A 17064-nucleotide genomic window follows, 5' to 3' on the forward strand; every position below is an offset into this window, starting at 1 on the left:
CGCGCCGTCGAAATTGGCGCCCTTGTGTCGGGACGGCGACCTAGGGGCCGCCCCTGCCTCTCGCAATCAACAATTTCTCTGCTACCTGCAAATTCACGGCTGGCAAAGCCTTGTCGCTTCGCTAAGTCCCGAAAAGCAACGAAACCATGCAATGTCAGGGGCAATCACGCGAAATGACGAAATTGGCTTATCGCCCCTGTGTCGGGGTCATGCTGGTGAACAGCGACGGCAAGGCCTTCGTCGGCCGCCGGATCGACAACCGGGAGGGCGATTTCTGGCAGATGCCGCAAGGCGGCGTGGATCCGGGCGAGGAATTGCGCGAGGCGGCGCTGCGCGAACTGGCCGAGGAAACCGGCGCGCGGGCGGAACACGTCACGATCCTGCGCCAGATGGACGAATCCATCCGCTATGATCTGCCCGGAGAATTGATTGGCAAGCTGTGGGGCGGCAAATATCGCGGGCAGGAACAGGTGTGGTTTCTGGCGCGGTTTACCGGGCAGGACGAGGATATCGACCTGGACGCGCACGATCCCGCCGAATTCTGCGAGTGGAAATGGGTTGATGCAGACCAGCTGCCCGAGCTGATCGTCCCATTCAAAAAACGCGTCTATCGCGCCGTGGTCGAGGCATTCCGCGAGCTGGTTTGACCGGCTTGTTTTACAAATTCCAGCTGGAAGCCTGTCCGTAACCGCTCCACACTTCGCTTTCGATCAGGCGAATTGTTCGCGGACGGCCGTATTCATACCCGACCAGAAACAAGTGCAGGATTGGCATATTGGAACAATCCGGGCCGATCCCGCCAGCGCCCTGCTCGCTTGCGGCGACGAACACCCGCTCGCCCACGGCTGTCACAGTGACAAGCTGCTTGTAGGTTTTCTTTTCAGTGAACATCGTGTCGAACAGCCGTTGCGGTTCGCGATCTTCCGCCACTGCGATGTATTGGCGGATCATTGCTTCAGTGGGTGTGCCGTCGGTATTGCGCGGACCGACCAGCGCGCCGAGAAATCCGATTTCATCGCGCTGCCACCAGCTGTTGAACAGCTTCACAACTTGCGGGACACGCTCGGCGTAAACTTCAGGGCTGTCGACTGCGATGGAGCAGGCGGCAGCGCGCCCCGCGGTTGCAAGCGCAGGCAGGGCAACAGCCAGGCCAAGCGCATGGCGGCGGTCCATGCTCAATTGTCCTGAGTAACCTGTGTTTCCGGCAGCACTGCCTCGGCAGTCAGCACACGCGGCTGCGGACCGGCGGCGATGATCGTGGCCAGTTGCTGTGTTTCGGGGCAATTCGTTCCGCACAGGCTTTCCAGCTTGGCCAGATTGGCGCGCGCTTTCTCGACTGCGCCCTTTTCCAACAGCGCCCCACCCTCGCCTGCAATCGCGGCCAGGCTGCCGGGATTGCGCGTCAGTGCTTCGCGGTAATAGCGGATTGCCTTGCCCTGCAATTGCTCGCTGCGCGCGACAGCGGCCAGTTCAAGGAAGATCGGGGTGTAGCCGGGATCGACTGCCAATGCGGCTTCGAAGGCGTCAATCGCCTCTTGCGGCTGGTCATTGGCCAGTGCGGCGCGGCCTTCGGCGATCAGCACACCGGCGCGCGGATCGGGATCACGTTCGGTCGCCCAACTGGTGCTGGCGGTGATTGCAAGGGCCAGCGACAGCGCGGCGGCAGCGGGGGCAAAACGCATGATTGTCTCCAAAGCGGCAGATCGTTCGCGTGGTGGCAAGTCGGCCATGATGCTCAGGCTATCATGCTCTTGCTGCACAGGCGATGAAAAATCCGTCGGTCCCGTCGCTCAGCGGACTGAGCCGGACACCGTGGCCGCGCGGCGTGCCCAGCGGAAGGGTTAGCGGATGCGGTGCGAAAGTGGGGTGGCGCGTCAGGAATGCATCGAACTGCCCCGCCCCTTCCTGATCGAGCAGCGAACAGGTGACATAGACCAGCCGCCCGCCGGGTTTGACCAGCTGTGCCGCCAGATCGAGGATATGCGCCTGCGTGGCGGCCAGCTTTTGCAGCTCTGCCTCGTCCAACCGCCAGCGTGCCTCAGGATTGCGGCGCCATGTGCCGGTGCCCGAGCACGGAGCATCGACCAGCACCGCGTCGGCCAGTCCCGCCAGATCGGCAAGCACGTCCATTTCGCGGCCCGGATCGAGGAGGCGGCTTTCGATCATAGTGGCCCCGGCCCGTCCGGCACGCGGGGGCAGGCGCGAGAGGCGGCCACGGTCGGTATCGGCAGCGATCAGCGCGCCCAGATTGTCCATCATCGCCGCCAGCGCGAGCGTCTTGCCCCCGCCGCCAGCGCACAAATCGATCACGTTCTCACCCGGTTTGGCATCAACGGCGAGGCATGCCAACTGCGAACCGGTGTCCTGCACTTCGACCAACCCGTCACGCCACTGCGCCCATTGTTCAACCTGCGTGCCGGTTGCCATCCGCAGACCATTGGGCGCTGCGGTTGGCTCGGCATCCACGGGCAGTTCAACCGTCGGCCGCTGCGCCTTGAGCGTGTTGACGCGCAGGTCGAGCGGTGCCCGGCCCAGCATTGCGGCAGCTTCATCGCCGGTCACATCAGAGGCGGCGAGCCGCTGCTCCAGCCACTCTGGCGCGATACCGCCTTTGGCGGCCTGCTCGTCATCTTCCAAGGCGGCGGGGCCATAATTCGACCCGTCGAAAAGCGGGACTATCGAAGCATCCACCTCGCCCAGTCGCAACAGCGCGGCGCGGCCATTGGCGGGCACCGGGCCGCAAGCGCGGATGGCGGCGTACACCAGTTCACGGATCGCGCGGCGGTCCTTGGACCCGGCGAAGCGGTGCGAGCGGAACCATTCAGCCAGAATGCGGTCGGCAGGCGCGCCCTTGCCCCGTGCCGCCTCAATGATCGAATCGAGTAATTCGATGGCGGTCTGGACCCGCGCGGCGGGCGTCACAGTACTGCCCCGGTCTTAGCGTGAGGGGTAATTGGGCGCTTCACGCGTGATGGCAACGTCGTGGACGTGGCTTTCGGCGAGACCTGCATTGGTAATCCTGACGAATTTGGCGCGCTTGCGCAGTTCTTCAATGGTGGCCGCGCCGGTATAACCCATTGCAGCCTTAACGCCGCCCACCAATTGGTGGATCACAACCGCGGCAGAGCCCTTGTAAGGCACCTGCCCCTCGATCCCTTCGGGCACCAGCTTTTGCGCGCTGACGTCCTGCTGGAAATAGCGGTCGGCGCTGCCGCGCGCCATTGCGCCGACGCTGCCCATCCCGCGATAACTTTTGTAGCTGCGGCCCTGATAGATAAAGGTTTCGCCCGGCGCCTCTTCAGTGCCCGCCAGCATTGATCCGACCATGACGCAGGATGCGCCCGCCGCCAGAGCCTTGGCCGCGTCGCCGCTGGTGCGCAGGCCGCCATCGCCGATGATCGGCACGCCATCCTTGTCCGCCGCCTCGGCGCAATCCATGATCGCGGTCAGCTGCGGCACGCCGACGCCCGCCACCACACGGGTGGTGCAGATTGATCCCGGGCCTATGCCCACCTTGATCGCATCCGCACCCGCTCCGGTCAGCGCCCGAGTGGCTTCTGCGGTGGCGACATTGCCGGCAATAACCTGCACCGCGTTGGAGAGTTTCTTCACCCGCTCAACCGAGCGCGCGACATCCTTGTTGTGGCCGTGCGCAGTATCGATCACGATCACATCCACCTCGGCATCAATCAGTGCCTGAGTCCGTTCGAACCCCTTGTCGCCCACAGTGGTCGCTGCGGCGACGCGCAGGCGGCCGGTTTCGTCCTTGGTGGCGCTGGGATAGGCGACCGCCTTTTCGATATCCTTGACCGTGATCAGCCCAACGCATTTGCCCGCATCATCGACCACCAGCAGCTTTTCGATCCGGCGTTGGTGCAACAGGCGGCGTGCCTCCTCCTGCCCGGTGCCCAGCGGCACGGTGGCGAGATTTTCAACGGTCATCAGTTCGTGAACCGGCTGGCGCGGGTTTTCGGCAAAGCGGACATCGCGATTGGTCAGAATACCCACCAGCTTGCCGCCGCGATCGGTAACCGGGATGCCGCTGATGCGGTGCTGCGTCATCAGCGCCTGCGCATCACCCAGCGTGGCGTCGGGCAGGATGGTGATCGGATTGACCACCATGCCGCTCTCATACCGCTTGACCGCGCGCACAGCGGCGCATTGCTCGTCCACTTCCATATTGCGGTGGAGCACGCCAATCCCGCCCAGCTGGGCCATAGCAATCGCCATATCCGCCTCGGTCACGGTATCCATTGCTGAGGATACGATGGGAATATTGAGCGAGATAGAACGCGTCAGCCGCGTGGCAGTGTTGGCCATAGAGGGCAGAATATCACTCTCGGCCGGACGCAGCAGAACGTCGTCAAATGTCAGGCCAATAGGGATGTCCATAACTGCCACTTTCTAGTGCTTCGCGCCCCCGATGCAGGGGAGGATTCGTGGCGGCCCATGTAACGACGCTTTGGCGCGGGCGCTAGTGCAGAACCCACTCCATCAAACCCACAGCTTCCCGCCACCCCCTCCAAACGTCACCCCGGACTTGATCCGGGGTGATCGTATTGCAGAGGCCTTAAATCCTCATCCCGCCGTCCACCCGCCATCGATGCTCCAGTTTGCGCCTGTCACATTGCCCGCTTCCTCGCGGCATAGGAACACGGCCAATGCGCCCACTTCGGAGGGCTGAACGAATTTCTTGGTCGGTTGCTTCGCCAGCAGCACGTCATTGATTACTTCGTCTCGCGACAGGCCGCGCGCTTTCATCGTGTCGGGTATCTGGCCTTCGACCAGCGGGGTCCAGACATAGCCTGGGCTGATGCAATTGGCGGTAACGCCGTGTGTTGCAAGTTCCAGTGCGATGGTCTTGGTGAATCCGTCCAGCCCGTGTTTGGCGGCGTTATAGGCGCTTTTGAAGGGCGAGGCGGTCTTGGAATGCGCGCTGGCGGTGTTGATGATCCGCCCCCACCCCTTGGCCTTCATGCCCGGCACTGCCAGCCGCGAGGTGTGAAACACGGCGGTCAGATTGAGCGCCATGATCAAATCCCAGCGATCCACCGGGAATTCCTCAACCGGCGCGACGTGCTGCATTCCGGCATTGTTGACCAGGATATCAACCGGCCCAGCCTCTGCCATCAACGCTTCGACTTGAGTCACATCGGTCAGGTCGGCACCCGAATGGGTGGCGCCCAGTTCTTCGCACAATCCAGCGATCTCGTCCGCATCGCCAAAGCCGTTGAGCACCACTTTCGCACCCTCCGCCGTCAGCGCCCGAGCGATCGCCAGGCCGATGCCCGAGGTGGAGCCGGTAACAAGTGCGCGCTTTCCTTCGAGAAACAAAATGGCCTCCATGCGTTTAAGAAATATCGACAGCGGCCATCGCGTGGTTTTGCCGCGCTGTCCAGCGGCCTAAATTTTGGGGGAATTCATGCGTCTCAATCCATTCAACACCGGCAACATCAATGTCCGTTCAAGTGGCGGAGGAGGCGGCGGGTTTCCTGGTGGTGGCGGCGGTAAAGTGGGCTGCGGCACGCTGGTTATCGCGGCCATCGGTGCGTTGGTCTTCGGGATCAACCCCATGCAGACCATCGGTGTGGTCGAAGGCGTTCAGGGCACCCAGCAAGCCGGTCCATCCAGCACAGACGAACAGGCGATCTGCACCAGCAGCCAATATTCCAACGAGGCATGCAACGCGCTGCAATCGCTCAACCAGACCTGGGGCCGCGTGTTTCAGGAACAGGGATACCAGTTCAAACAACCCGCGCTGGACCTGTTCAAGGGCGGCGTTCGGACCGCGTGCGGTTCGGGCAGCGCAGCAATGGGGCCGTTCTACTGCCCCGGCGACCAGACGATTTACATCGACACCAGCTTTTATGAGACGCTTGACCGCAAGCTGGGCGCGCCGGGTGATTTCGCGCGCTATTACGTAATCGCGCATGAGTATGGCCATCACATCCAGACGATCACCGGCATCGCGGGCCAGATTGCCAGTGCGCAGCAACAAAACCAGCGTCAGGCCAACCAGCTGCAGGTGCTGATGGAACTTCAGGCAGATTGCTATGCCGGGGTCTGGGCGGGCAAGAACCGCAATCTGATCGAACCGGGTGATATGGAGGAAGGTCTGCGCGCCGCCTCTGCTATTGGCGACGATGCGCTAACCGGCGGACGGGTGAGCAAGGAAAACTTCACCCACGGCACCAGCAAGCAGCGCAGCGATGCCCTGCGATTGGGGCTTCAGGGCGATGACCGCGCCTGTGACCGGATCACGAATATCGGGTAATCTGACCTAATCGAGCCACAAAAAAGGGCGCTGCCATCGCTGGCGGCGCCCTTTCCTTGGGGGACCTCTTGTCAGCGCGGCAGTTGTGCCAATTCCTCGTCCAGAGCGCTCAATGCCTCGGCGCGGGCTTCGGCGGGAATATTGTGCTCCGCCGCGATGGCCGCACGCGCCTTGCTGATCGCATCGCGCGAGATATTGGCTGCGGCGCTTTCGCAGACGTAAAGCCGGGTCTTGCCATCGGCGGTGGTCTCGGATGTCACTGGCTTGTCGGGACTGCGGCAGCTGACCACAACCTCAGGCGCATTGGCCTTAGCCTCGCGAATGGCAATCCGCATCTGACGGCGCACTTCGCCATTTTCGCCGAATTGCTTGCGCAGTTCTTTCATTTCGGTGCGCAGCTCTGCCCGTTGTTCCGCGGTCATCCCGTCGTGAGACCGGCGATGGATATGGCGCGTCACATGCTTGTGACCTTTCTTATCAATCTTGCGCTGGACGTGGATGATCTCATGCTCGGCTGCTGCAAGCTCGCGATCGACTTCGCGCAATTCCTCATCCAGTTCGGACAATTCTTCTTCGAGCTCATCGCTCTCACTGGTCCAGGCCATGGTATCGATTTCGACACTCTGAACGTCCGGCGCAGCAGGGGCTTCGGGAGCGGGCGGCACAAGTGGCGCGATTGGCGGGACCGGAGAGGTCAGCGAAACCAGCGGTGCCGGTGCAATCGGCACCTCTGGAGCCGGAATCTCCGCATAGCTGATCGATGCCGTCAGTGGCAGCGCCACCAGCGCAGTGCCAAAGGCGAGCCGGGTGGCCAAGCGGCGGCGCGGGGAAATATCGGACATGGACAGGCTCCTCAAACGGTGAATAATCGATTTGTCACCCAGCACCGGGCACGCCATGGGCGCAGCCAGAGCAAAGCGCGGGGCTGCCCCCGGACGGCGCGCGAAATCGGCGATGATACCGGCATAAGCGGCGCGCTCTGTCTGGGACCGGGCGGCGACCACGCGGGCATCGCAGGCCGCCTCCTGATCACGGCGCAGCGCGCGCCAACCGGCCCAGCCCAGCGGGTTGAACCAGTGCAGCGCGAACAGTGGCTGGACCAGAATATTGACCAGAAGATCCTGCCCGCGGTGATGCGCCAGCTCGTGCTCCAGCGCCAGATCGCGCGACAGCTTGTCCCGGCTGACCATAAAACCCATCGGCAAGGCGATAACCTTGTCGTGCACGCCAAAGGCAATCGGGCCGGAGATGGCGGGGGTTTCGATCAGGCGGACCCGGCCGGATTCGCCCACCGGGCGCGCCTCGTCCAGCAATTCGCGGCGCAATTGGTGATACAGGGCAAAACGCCGCGCCAGAAAGATCGCAACACCGCCCAGCCACAGCGTCAACAGCGGTGTGGTCAGATCGACGGGGGATGGCAGCGCTTCCGGCACAGCGCCGACCCGTCCGGCAATTTCAGCGCCCGAAGCCGCCACGGTCATCGCCTCGCCAGCCAATCCCTGCACCGGGGCCTGCGCTTCACCAATTGGCTGCAACCAGCGGGGCAGTACCAGCGGCGGCATCACGAGGCGCAGCACGGGCAGCAGCCACAGGGCATAGGCCGCACGCGCCCCGCAATACCGGGCCACCGGGCGTCGCAGGACAAGGACCAGCGCGACCAGCGCACCGGTCCACAGCAGGGTGTCGATCAGGAATTGGGAGAGATGCGGGCTCATTTGCGCATCTCCTTGAGCAGCGCCTCGATTTCGGCGAGGTCTTCATCGGTCAACGCCTCCCGCTCGGCCAGATGCGCGAACAAGGGTGCTGCGCGGCCTCCGAACAGGCGGTCGACCAGCCGCAGGGATTCGCCGCCAACATAGTCGGCACGTGCAATCAGCGGGCGATAGAGAAAGCGGCGGCCCTGCGGCTCGGTCGCCACTGCGGCCTTGGCAACCAGCCGGCTGAGCAGCGTTTTGACGGTGGGCATCGACCAGCCCCGCGCGGCGCAAACTTCGTCGCACACTTCGGAGGCGGTGAGCGGGCTCTGGCTCCACAGGGCTTCCATAATGGCCAGCTCAGCCTCGCTGATCCGTTCACCCTTGGCTTCGTTACGCTTCCTCATGGGACCTCCCGCGCCTCGTTCTCGATTACGTCTGTAGCCATTACGATTACGCCTGTAAATCTAAACCACAGATGAACCAGACGCGATCACGCTTGCTTCTCGACCAGTGAGTGATCACGATAGACGAATGACTTCATTTGCCCGCTTCGTCGCGCTGCTTGCGCTGTTCTTCACCGCCCCGCTGGCCGCGCATGATGATGCTGCGCCGCTGCCGCAGGTCGTGCTGGAAACCTCGTTGGGCGCGATCACGATCACGTTGGAGGCCGAGCGCGCGCCGATCACGGCGGCAAATTTCCTGCGCTATGTCGACGATGGACGCTTCGATGGCACAGTGTTCTATCGCGCGATGCGGCTGGATTTTGGCGAGCAGCCAAATGGCCTGGTGCAGGCGGGCACGCAGTATGACCCTGACCGTATTCTGCCGCCGATCGCGCATGAGCCGACCACGCTGACCGGGCTTAGCCACACGCGCGGCGCGGTTTCAATGGCGATGGATTTGCCGGGCAGTTCGACCGGCGATTTCTCGATCATGGTACAGGACCAGCCCGCTCTGGACGCCAATCCCGAGGCGGAGGAGCAGGTCTGGCGCGATGGCTATGCGGTGTTCGGCTTCGTCACCGAAGGCATGGCTGTGATCGAGGCAATACACGCCGCGCCGACCGATCCCGATAAGGGCGAAGGCTGGATGAAAGGCCAGATGCTGGCCGATCCGGTAACGATCATCAGCGCCCGGCGGGTGGAGGCCTCTGCTACGTCCGACTAAGTGGAAACACCCGCACTCTTATTGCGCACCAAACACCAGCCCAGCACGCCGCCAAACACAAGATGCGCGAAAGCGGTGATCGCGCCGCGCGCCATCGCGAACCACGGGAACATGGCGGTAAAGCCGTAAAAATTAACGAAGTAGATTGCCAGCCCGAACAGCATTCCAACCAGCATCACCATGTTGCGCGACAGGTCCAGACTGCGCATCGCCAAAGCGAACAGCGCGCCCAGCACGGCTGACAGCACAAAGTGGATGATCATCCCCACCATCACGATAGCTGCATCGAAAGTTGCAGGCGGCGGCAGGACATCGGGCCCCATGCCGATCGCCGCCATCATGCGCGGCGGACCCCATAATGCTCCGCCGCCAACGGTCGGCACCAGCATCATTTCGACCAGCAGAAACACCAGCCCCGCGACCAGTCCTGCGATAATTCCATTGCGTATCGTCATGGTTTGCCTCCTGAAACGTCCCCTCAGGTTCGTGGCAAGACGGCAAATGGTTACACTCAGCAGACTTCGGCAGTGTTCTCGGGCGGCGGACCGGGCGGTACGCGGCCCGAATGCATATAGAACGGATCGGATTTCAGCTGATGGTTGTCGCCATAGACCCTCCCCAGCGCGGCGTAGAGCGCAGGGTCGTATTCCGCCAAATCGGTGTGATTTAAAATGCGGCGCCCGCCAAACACCTGCAGCCGGTTGGAATTGAACCAGAACTGCGTGCCCTCGGCCCAATATTCATCTGCCGTGGTCATAGTATATTCGTTCTGGAACCGCCCCGCCGCCTTGGCATCGGCATAGGCGCTCTCAATCTCGGCATAGAGCGGCAGATCGGTATGCCGCACCGCGTCGAGTATCTGATGCGCAAATTCGTGGACGAAAATCGTCTCGCCCCAATAGCGGGTGGTGGGCAGGCCCAGCACATCCTCTTCGGACCCGACCATATGCCGCCCGCCAGTGCCCCGTGCGCGGGCATTCCAATAGGCGCGGTCGGACAGCGCGCCGATCCGCACGTCGTAATGCTTCAGCTCGCACCGCGTCAGCCGCACATCATCACGCGCCGGTTTCTTCCAGTCGCGCAATTCGGGCAGGTCGAGCAGCGCCTCGTCCTCGGCAATCAACGCAATCCGGTAATCGTTCGCCGCCAGCCACCGCGCCAGGTCAGGGCGATGGGCGATCATCCCTTGCGCCATGTCGCGCGCGGCTAGGAGGGCCTCCTGCGGCACCTTTGCAGACGCGATGATCGGGATACCCTCAGCAGCCAGATAGCTCCGGTAAAACGGGTCGAGACCTAGCGCGCTGGGTGGTGCGGCGGGCACAGTTGTGCAGCCGCACAGCACCAGCGAGGCGAGCCATAAAACTCGCCGCTGCAAATCAATAAACCCGCTTCTTCGGTTCGATGTAAGCCACATCATCCGTCAGGGTGAATTCGTGCACCGGGCGGTAGTCGATCTTGACGCCGCCGCCCTTGCCGCCCCAGCCTTCAAACCAAGCGGCAGTGTGCTTCATCCATTCAGCATCGTTGCGGTCGGGGAAGTCCTCGTGCGCGTGGGCACCGCGGCTTTCCTTACGGTTTTCTGCCGACGCCATCGTGACATTGGCCTGCGCCATCAGATTGTCGAGTTCGAGTGTCTCGATCAGATCACTGTTCCAGATGAGCGAGCGGTCGGTGACGTGGACGTCCTCCATCCGCCTGTTGATCTGTGTCAGCTTCTCGACACCTTCGGACAACAGTGCGCTGTCGCGGAACACCGCCGCGTGGCGGGTCATGGTCTTCTGCATCTCGCCGCGAATCTGTGCGGTGGGCGAACCGCCGGAGGCGTGGCGGAAATGGTCGAGGCGTGACAGCGACATCTCTGCCGAATCCTTGGGCAATTCGTCATGGGAGGTGCCCGGCTTGATCAATTCCTTGAGCCGGTGCCCGGTCGCGCGGCCAAACACCACCAGATCGATCAGCGAGTTGGAGCCAAGCCGGTTGGCACCGTGCACCGACACGCACGCCGCCTCGCCCACGGCGAACAGGCCGGGGACCACAGTTTCCGGATTGCCGTCCGCGCCGATGGTCACGACCTCGCCGTGATAATTACAGGGGATGCCGCCCATGTTGTAATGCACCGTGGGTGTCACGGGCAGCGGCTGGCGCGTCAGATCGACGCCGGCAAAGATCTTGCCGCTTTCGGTAATGCCGGGCAGCCGTTCCGCCAGAATGGCCGGATCGATATGGTCGAGGTGCAGGAAGATGTGATCCTTCTCTGGCCCGACACCGCGCCCTTCGCGCATTTCCAGCGCCATCGAACGCGATACGACATCGCGGCTGGCGAGATCCTTGGCCGATGGGGCATAGCGTTCCATGAACCGCTCGCCTTCGGAATTGGTGAGGTAACCGCCCTCGCCCCGCGCGCCTTCGGTAATCAGCACGCCCGCGCCGTAAATGCCGGTGGGGTGGAACTGGACGAACTCCATATCCTGCATCGGCAGGCCCGCGCGCAGCACCATTCCGCCGCCGTCGCCGGTGCAGGTATGGGCACTGGTCGCGGTGAAGTAGCAGCGGCCATAACCGCCGGTTGCCAGCACGACCGATTTCGAGCGGAAGCGGTGGATCGTCCCGTCATCCAGACACATCGCGATCACGCCGACGCAGGCGCCATCTTTCATGATCAGATCGATGGCGAAATATTCGATGAAGAAGTCCGCAGCGTATTTCAGGCTCTGCTGATAGAGCGCGTGCAGCATGGCGTGGCCGGTACGGTCGGCGGCGGCGCAGGTGCGCTGGACCGGCGGGCCTTCGCCCATATTCTGCATATGCCCGCCAAACGGGCGCTGATAAATGGTGCCGTCGGCATTTCGGCTGAACGGCACCCCCGCATGCTCCAGCTCGTAAACCGCCTGCGGTGCTTCGCGCACCATATATTCGATCGCGTCCTGATCACCCAGCCAGTCAGATCCCTTGACGGTGTCATACATATGCCACTGCCAGTGATCGGGGGTGTTATTGCCCAGCGATGCGGCGATCCCGCCCTGTGCGGCCACAGTGTGGCTGCGGGTCGGGAACACCTTGGTGATGCAGGCGGTTTTCAGACCAGCTTCGGCAGCCCCCATCGTGGCGCGCAGGCCCGAACCGCCCGCGCCCACAACCACCACATCATAGGTGTGGTCGATGATCGGATAGGCCGTGTCGCCAATGGTGAAAGTGTCGCTGTGGGCCATCAGGCGGCTCCTCCAAGCGCGAGGCGCGCAATACAAATAAGTCCGAATACCCCGCCGCCAATGGCCGCCAGATTGAGCAGCGCCAGCACGGCGAATTTGTTGCCCGGTGTGTGGACGTAATCTTCAGCCAGCACCTGCAGGCCAAGCTTGGCGTGCCAGAAGGTCGAGATGACCAGCAGCGCCAGCGCGGTTGCCGGGATCGGCTTGGACGCCCAGCCTGTTACCGTGGTGAAATCATATGCTGGCAGCAGCGCGAAGCTGACAACCAGAAACATCATCAGCACCAGATTGCCGATGGCGGTAAAGCGTTGCAGCAGCCAGTGGTGCGGGCCATGATGCGCACTGCCCAGTCCGCGCACGCGGCCGATTGAGGTTCCGTTACCCATGGGTGCAGCTCACTTGAGGTAGATGACCGCCCAGAAGGCGATGGTGAGAAGAATGCCGAGGACCGGTGCCAGCACCGACCACATCTTGTTGGTGTCAAGTTCGTAACCCGCGCCAATATCCAGCACGAAATGGCGCAGCCCGCTCATCATATGGGTGAAAAACGCCCATGACAGGCCGACCATGACGATCCAGCCAATCGGGCTGGTCATCACAGCAGTAAAGGTCGCATAGCTTTCCTCCCCGCCTGCCATCGCGCCCAACCACCACAGCAGCACGCCCAGACCAACCAGCGCCAGCCCGTCGCCGGTAACCCGGTGCAGGATCGAGACCGCCATATGCGGTCCCCATTTCCAGATCGAAAGATGCGGTGAGAGCGGGCGCTCGGCCATGATACTTGTCCGATTGGTGAATTTGGAAGGTCATCCCTTAGCGAAGCTGGCGCATGAGGCAAGGCAGGCCCGCTCGACAAGGCAGCGAAATTTTCGGATAGCGCTTGGCCATGACCAACATACTCCTCACCGGATCGAGCCGCGGCATCGGCGCAGCAGCCAAAACCGCCCTGGAGACGCGCGGCGTGCGCGTTATCGGGCAGGCGACGCGCAGCGATGCAATCGACACCGTGCCCGCCGATTTCCGCGACCCCGCCGCCCCGCATGAACTGTGGGAGGCCGCGCTCGCCCGCGCTGGCGGCACTCTTGATGTGCTGGTGAACAATGCCGGGCTGTTCGCCGCCAATCCCGTGGCCAGCTCTGACATCGCCTGGCTGGATGCGTGGGAGGATACGATGCGCATAAATCTGACCGCTGCGGCCCAGCTGAGCCGCTTTGCGATCCGCCACTGGCAGGAACGCGGCACTGCGGGCCGCATCGTCCACGTCGCCAGCCGCGCCGGGCACCGCGGAGATTCGCCCGCGCACTGGCATTATGCCGCGTCCAAAGGCGGGATGCTGGCCATGCACAAGAGCATCGCGCGGGCTTATGCTGCGGAAAACATCCTCAGCTTCGCGATCACACCGGGCTTCACCGATACCGCGATGGCAGGCGATTATCTGGAAAGCCGCGGCGGCGCCGGACTACTCACCGACATCCCGCTGGGCCGCGTGGCACAGCCAGAGGAAATCGCCAGACTGATAGAATTCTGCGCACTGGACGCGCCGCCTTCGCTGACCGGGGCGACGCTGGATGCCAATGGAGCGAGCTATGTGCGGTAGGACCACAATACATCGGCACGCGATCGCAACCCCCGCCTGCACGGGGAAGACGAGGGTAAAAACTTTTGGATAGCTGGAAAATCACCGCCGAGGTTTCCAAGGACGTCGCCCGCGCGGCGTTGGTGGCGCATGAGGATGCGGCGGACTGGCCCGGCGAATGGGTGCTGACCGGGATGGAGATCGCTGACGGTCGGCCCGAGGATTGGGTGGTCGAAGTGTTCCTGCCGCATAAGCCGAGCGCTGCCGACAAGCGCCGCCTGGCCGCACTGTTCGGGGCCTCACCGCCGCCGCTCAAGGCGGAGAAACTGCCTGAAACCGATTGGGTTGTCGCCAGCCAGCTGGGTGTCGATCCTATCCATGCGGGCCGCTTTACCGTCCGCACGCCCGAGCATGAACCGCAGCCAGATACAGCCGATTTCGTGATACCCGCCAGTCAGGCATTCGGCACCGGACAGCACGAGACCACTGCGGGCTGTCTGGCCATGCTGGACCTGATGAAGCGGCGCGGCATCGTTGTGCGCAACCATGCCGATATCGGCACGGGCACAGGCTTGCTGGCCTTTGCCGCCATGCATCTGTGGCCGCAAGCCGATGCGATTGCCTCCGACATTGACGAGGTTTGCAGCGATGTAGTGGTGCACAATGCGGCGCTTAACGACGTGCCAATGGGCACTGCGCCCGGCGCGCTGACGATAGTGATTGCCGACGGGATGGCCGACCCGCTGCTGACCGCCCGGGCCCCTTACGATCTGCTGATCGCCAATATTCTGGCCGGTCCGCTGGTGGAGCTGGCACCCGCACTGGGTGCCGCCGTTGCGCCGGGTGGTCAGCTGCTGCTCGCCGGGCTGCTCGAAACGCAGGAGCCCCGCATCCGCGCAGCCTATCTGCGGATGGGCTTCCGCCTGTCGCACCGTCTGGTCAAGGGTGACTGGTCGATCCTGTGGCTGCGCCGAAGCCTGGTGCGGTGACGCGGCTGCGCCATTGGCTTGGCGGCTTTGTCGCCGTGATCGCATTTCTGGTTGCGGGGTTCTTCGTGGCGACCTGGGTCGGCAGCTCGGTGTCGCGCAACACCGCATGGGTCGAACCTGCCGAGGGGGTCGAGATCATGGTCGGCACCAATGGCATCCACACCGAACTGGTGCTGCCACTGGTCACCCCGATCAAGGATTGGCGCGCCGACTTTCCCGCATCCGATATCCTTGACCCGGCGCGCGCTTACACGCATGTCGCGGTGAGCTGGGGCGAGCGTGAGGTGTTCCTGAACACGCCGACATGGTCAGATCTCAAACTGTCCACTGCGGTGGGTGCCGCGATTGGCGGCGACGGCTTGCTCCATGTCGCGCATTATGTCCGTCCTGCACCCGGCCCCGAAAATCGCCCGCTGATGCTGACCGAGCCGCAGTATGCGCGGCTGGTCGCGGCGATAGAGGCGCAGGTGCTGCCGCCAGCGCAGCGTATCCGCCACCGCGGCTATGCCAGCTGGGATGTGTTTTACGACGCGCCCGGCCGCTATCACCTTGGCAATACCTGCAACCAATGGACCAGCGATACGCTGGCCGCTGCCGGGGTGCGCATCGGATCGTGGACCCCGCTTCCGGGCGGGGTGATGAAGTGGATTCCTGACGCCGACTGACCCGGCATCACACCGCCAGCGCCGCCTCCGCCACCGCATTGCCCGCTGTGGGCCGCCCGACATCCAGCAATCCGCGCACGCTTTCGTTGAAGATCAAACGCTGCTGCGGATAATGCTTGCAGTGAATGGCGAACAGCCGGGCCAGCTCGTCCTCGCCCAGCGCGGCGCGAAACCCCGGGACCAGCGCGCTCTTGCCAAAATGCGGGCGGGTATCCGGCTCATATTGCATCACCTGCCGCTGGATCCGCTCCAGCCAGGCATAATCGCGCGGATCGGCAAACAGATCGATGGCCGCAACCGGGCCTTTGAAATTGGCGGCAAAGGGCAGATGCGAACTGCCCTCCAGCTCGCGCACCCCGATCAGGCTTTTCAAATAAAACCCCAGATCGCGCAGACCCTCCACCTCCAGCATGATGAACTTCACCACCGCCTCGGCCCGGTCGAGCGGGACATGGAACGCCAGATTGTAAGCGGTATGCGTGGTCGAGAATACGCCGCGCAGTACATCCGGCCCGCGCTCATTCATCAGCCCCGGCTGCGGGTCGTACAGATAATCCAGATCGTGCGGGTCGGTGATGACGCTCTGCCGTTTGGTAATGTCGAGCCGGTCCACAAAATGCTGCATCTTGCGCCGCGCGCTGGGGAAAAAGCGGTCGAACGCCCAATAATGTTTCAGGAACACCTCAGCCAGCCAGCCACCGGAGAAGATGCGGGATTTGTAGTCGGGCAGCCGCTCCGCCTCCTCGCACGGGGTCAGCGTGTGCAGCATGATCATCGGGTCGGCGGCGCTGGAATACGGCACCGCCGCCCAGCTGGACGCCACCGCGCCATTTTGCAGCAACCGCTTCTTCGACAGCCGCGTAATGTGCGCAACCGATTCAAACGCCTCCAGCGGCGCAGTGCGCAATTCCACCTCGATGATCGGCGCGATCACCCCGAACGACAGCGCAACATAGCGGAAATCGGGGTCGTTGCGGGTCAGCCGCACCCGCAGGCCATCTCCGTCCAGAAAGGTCAGCGAGACCAGACCATGCGCCATCACCGGCTCCGCGCCATAGCCATGCGTGCCCGTCAGCAGCGCGCCGATCACGGTCTGCTGCATATAATTGCCGCTGTTCAGCATCCGGCGGTCTTTGGTCAGCAGGAACCGCTTCAGCTCCTCGATCGAAACCGATGCGCCCACAGTCGCTATATGTGATTGCGGGTCGTATGCCAGCGTCGTCAGCCCGCCCTCGCGCATCATCATCGCGTTGACACGCGGCACCACCTGCACCCCGTTATAAGAATGCGCCTTGCCGATACAGCTGAAGCCGCCTTCGCGCACCTTGCTGGCGAGTTCCGCCTCGGTCGCCGGAATGCAGGCCTCGGCATCGCCGCGAAACACATGCATCCATGAATAGATGCGGCGCAGTCCCGCCTTGCCCTCGCCCTTGGCGACTTTGCGATTGCGCAATGCGCGTTCGACCGATTTCAGCATTTGCCCCGCC

Annotated in this window: 19 protein-coding genes; 6 read left to right on the top strand and 13 right to left on the bottom strand. The window is 63.1% G+C overall.

The annotated features are described in order from the left end of the window. Positions 1–173: 173 nt before the first annotated feature. The gene (locus tag FEV51_RS02365) at positions 174–647 is read left to right on the top strand and encodes an RNA pyrophosphohydrolase (RefSeq protein ID WP_138615621.1); all 474 of its coding nucleotides are present in this window, start codon (positions 174–176) and stop codon (positions 645–647) included. Positions 648–657: 10 nt separating this feature from the next. Here FEV51_RS02365 and FEV51_RS02370 read toward each other — a convergent pair whose 3' ends face one another. The 5 genes from FEV51_RS02370 to FEV51_RS02390 all read right to left on the bottom strand — a co-directional run bounded on the left by FEV51_RS02370 (position 658) and on the right by FEV51_RS02390 (position 5334). Continuing rightward, positions 658–1173, bottom strand: a complete 516-nt coding sequence (locus FEV51_RS02370) for a hypothetical protein (RefSeq protein WP_138615622.1) — start codon at positions 1171–1173, stop codon at positions 658–660. A 2-nt stretch (positions 1174–1175) separates the two neighbouring features. Next, on the bottom strand, positions 1176–1682 hold the full coding sequence (locus tag FEV51_RS02375; protein ID WP_138615623.1) for a tetratricopeptide repeat protein: 507 nt from the start codon (positions 1680–1682) through the stop codon (positions 1176–1178). A 61-nt stretch (positions 1683–1743) separates the two neighbouring features. Continuing rightward, positions 1744–2922 (bottom strand): RsmB/NOP family class I SAM-dependent RNA methyltransferase, encoded by a 1179-nt coding sequence (locus FEV51_RS02380; RefSeq protein WP_138615624.1) that lies wholly within the window; start codon positions 2920–2922, stop codon positions 1744–1746. 15 nt (positions 2923–2937) lie between these two features. Further along, positions 2938–4392, bottom strand: a complete 1455-nt coding sequence (gene guaB, locus FEV51_RS02385) for an IMP dehydrogenase (RefSeq protein ID WP_138615625.1) — start codon at positions 4390–4392, stop codon at positions 2938–2940. A gap of 186 nt (positions 4393–4578) precedes the next feature. Next, positions 4579–5334: a 3-hydroxybutyrate dehydrogenase gene (locus FEV51_RS02390; RefSeq protein ID WP_222927433.1), complete on the bottom strand. Its 756-nt coding sequence runs from the start codon at positions 5332–5334 to the stop codon at positions 4579–4581. A gap of 88 nt (positions 5335–5422) precedes the next feature. Between FEV51_RS02390 and ypfJ the strand changes: the two genes are divergently transcribed. Beyond that, entirely contained in the window at positions 5423–6274 is an 852-nt protein-coding gene (gene ypfJ / locus FEV51_RS02395) for a KPN_02809 family neutral zinc metallopeptidase (protein ID WP_138615627.1), read from the top strand. 71 nt (positions 6275–6345) lie between these two features. Here ypfJ and FEV51_RS02400 read toward each other — a convergent pair whose 3' ends face one another. Continuing rightward, positions 6346–7989 carry a M56 family metallopeptidase gene (locus FEV51_RS02400; protein WP_138615628.1) on the bottom strand — a complete coding sequence of 548 codons (1644 nt, stop codon included), beginning with the start codon at positions 7987–7989 and terminating at the stop codon, positions 6346–6348. Beyond that, a complete protein-coding gene (locus FEV51_RS02405; protein ID WP_138615629.1) occupies positions 7986–8375 on the bottom strand; it encodes a BlaI/MecI/CopY family transcriptional regulator in 390 nt (129 codons plus the stop codon). Before FEV51_RS02405 ends, FEV51_RS02400 begins: the two co-directional genes overlap by 4 nt. A gap of 127 nt (positions 8376–8502) precedes the next feature. On the opposite strand from FEV51_RS02405, the gene FEV51_RS02410 reads away from it, so the two are divergent. After that, positions 8503–9138 carry a peptidylprolyl isomerase gene (locus FEV51_RS02410; protein ID WP_138615630.1) on the top strand — a complete coding sequence of 212 codons (636 nt, stop codon included), beginning with the start codon at positions 8503–8505 and terminating at the stop codon, positions 9136–9138. On the opposite strand, the gene FEV51_RS02415 is transcribed toward FEV51_RS02410, so the two are convergent. From FEV51_RS02415 to sdhC, 5 genes are read right to left on the bottom strand one after another with little or no spacing between them, the layout of a single operon-like run. After that, positions 9135–9593, bottom strand: a complete 459-nt coding sequence (locus tag FEV51_RS02415; protein WP_138615631.1) for a hypothetical protein — start codon at positions 9591–9593, stop codon at positions 9135–9137. The two genes, FEV51_RS02410 and FEV51_RS02415, sit on opposite strands and share 4 nt — an antisense overlap. A 56-nt stretch (positions 9594–9649) precedes the next feature. After that, positions 9650–10513, bottom strand: a complete 864-nt coding sequence (locus tag FEV51_RS02420; protein WP_246034397.1) for a glycoside hydrolase — start codon at positions 10511–10513, stop codon at positions 9650–9652. Between the two features lies 1 nt (position 10514). After that, on the bottom strand, positions 10515–12347 hold the full coding sequence (gene sdhA, locus FEV51_RS02425) for a succinate dehydrogenase flavoprotein subunit (protein WP_171033009.1): 1833 nt from the start codon (positions 12345–12347) through the stop codon (positions 10515–10517). After that, positions 12347–12733: a succinate dehydrogenase, hydrophobic membrane anchor protein gene (gene sdhD / locus FEV51_RS02430; RefSeq protein WP_138615632.1), complete on the bottom strand. Its 387-nt coding sequence runs from the start codon at positions 12731–12733 to the stop codon at positions 12347–12349. The genes sdhA and sdhD overlap by 1 nt, the downstream gene beginning before the upstream one ends. 9 nt (positions 12734–12742) lie before the next feature. Beyond that, on the bottom strand, positions 12743–13123 hold the full coding sequence (gene sdhC / locus FEV51_RS02435) for a succinate dehydrogenase, cytochrome b556 subunit (protein ID WP_138615633.1): 381 nt from the start codon (positions 13121–13123) through the stop codon (positions 12743–12745). 110 nt (positions 13124–13233) lie between these two features. Between sdhC and FEV51_RS02440 the strand changes: the two genes are divergently transcribed. The 3 genes from FEV51_RS02440 (at position 13234) to FEV51_RS02450 (ending at position 15577) form a co-directional block, all read left to right on the top strand. Further along, the gene (locus tag FEV51_RS02440) at positions 13234–13944 is read left to right on the top strand and encodes an SDR family NAD(P)-dependent oxidoreductase (RefSeq protein ID WP_138615634.1); all 711 of its coding nucleotides are present in this window, start codon (positions 13234–13236) and stop codon (positions 13942–13944) included. A gap of 65 nt (positions 13945–14009) precedes the next feature. Next, the gene (locus FEV51_RS02445) at positions 14010–14912 is read left to right on the top strand and encodes a 50S ribosomal protein L11 methyltransferase (RefSeq protein WP_138615635.1); all 903 of its coding nucleotides are present in this window, start codon (positions 14010–14012) and stop codon (positions 14910–14912) included. Next, positions 14885–15577, top strand: coding sequence for a DUF2459 domain-containing protein (locus FEV51_RS02450; protein WP_246034398.1), 693 nt, complete (start codon positions 14885–14887; stop codon positions 15575–15577). Before FEV51_RS02445 ends, FEV51_RS02450 begins: the two co-directional genes overlap by 28 nt. A 7-nt stretch (positions 15578–15584) precedes the next feature. On the opposite strand, the gene FEV51_RS02455 is transcribed toward FEV51_RS02450, so the two are convergent. Next, positions 15585–17054 carry an FAD-binding protein gene (locus tag FEV51_RS02455; RefSeq protein WP_138615636.1) on the bottom strand — a complete coding sequence of 490 codons (1470 nt, stop codon included), beginning with the start codon at positions 17052–17054 and terminating at the stop codon, positions 15585–15587. Positions 17055–17064 lie beyond the last annotated feature (10 nt).

Origin of the sequence: Qipengyuania marisflavi (assembly GCF_005884405.1) — a bacterium.
Lineage (GTDB): Bacteria > Pseudomonadota > Alphaproteobacteria > Sphingomonadales > Sphingomonadaceae > Qipengyuania > Qipengyuania marisflavi.

Bases quoted from the DNA above. Each gene is read 5' to 3' on its own strand.
- FEV51_RS02365 (WP_138615621.1), top strand. From the start codon at position 174: ATGACGAAATTGGCTTATCGCCCCTGTGTCGGGGTCATGCTGGTGAAC.
- FEV51_RS02370 (WP_138615622.1), bottom strand. From the start codon at position 1,173: ATGGACCGCCGCCATGCGCTTGGCCTGGCTGTTGCCCTGCCTGCGCTT.
- FEV51_RS02375 (WP_138615623.1), bottom strand. From the start codon at position 1,682: ATGCGTTTTGCCCCCGCTGCCGCCGCGCTGTCGCTGGCCCTTGCAATC.
- guaB (WP_138615625.1), bottom strand. From the start codon at position 4,392: ATGGACATCCCTATTGGCCTGACATTTGACGACGTTCTGCTGCGTCCG.
- ypfJ (WP_138615627.1), top strand. From the start codon at position 5,423: ATGCGTCTCAATCCATTCAACACCGGCAACATCAATGTCCGTTCAAGT.
- FEV51_RS02400 (WP_138615628.1), bottom strand. From the start codon at position 7,989: ATGAGCCCGCATCTCTCCCAATTCCTGATCGACACCCTGCTGTGGACC.
- FEV51_RS02405 (WP_138615629.1), bottom strand. From the start codon at position 8,375: ATGAGGAAGCGTAACGAAGCCAAGGGTGAACGGATCAGCGAGGCTGAG.
- FEV51_RS02410 (WP_138615630.1), top strand. From the start codon at position 8,503: ATGACTTCATTTGCCCGCTTCGTCGCGCTGCTTGCGCTGTTCTTCACC.
- FEV51_RS02415 (WP_138615631.1), bottom strand. From the start codon at position 9,593: ATGACGATACGCAATGGAATTATCGCAGGACTGGTCGCGGGGCTGGTG.
- sdhA (WP_171033009.1), bottom strand. From the start codon at position 12,347: ATGGCCCACAGCGACACTTTCACCATTGGCGACACGGCCTATCCGATC.
- sdhD (WP_138615632.1), bottom strand. From the start codon at position 12,733: ATGGGTAACGGAACCTCAATCGGCCGCGTGCGCGGACTGGGCAGTGCG.
- sdhC (WP_138615633.1), bottom strand. From the start codon at position 13,123: ATGGCCGAGCGCCCGCTCTCACCGCATCTTTCGATCTGGAAATGGGGA.
- FEV51_RS02440 (WP_138615634.1), top strand. From the start codon at position 13,234: ATGACCAACATACTCCTCACCGGATCGAGCCGCGGCATCGGCGCAGCA.
- FEV51_RS02455 (WP_138615636.1), bottom strand. From the start codon at position 17,054: ATGCTGAAATCGGTCGAACGCGCATTGCGCAATCGCAAAGTCGCCAAG.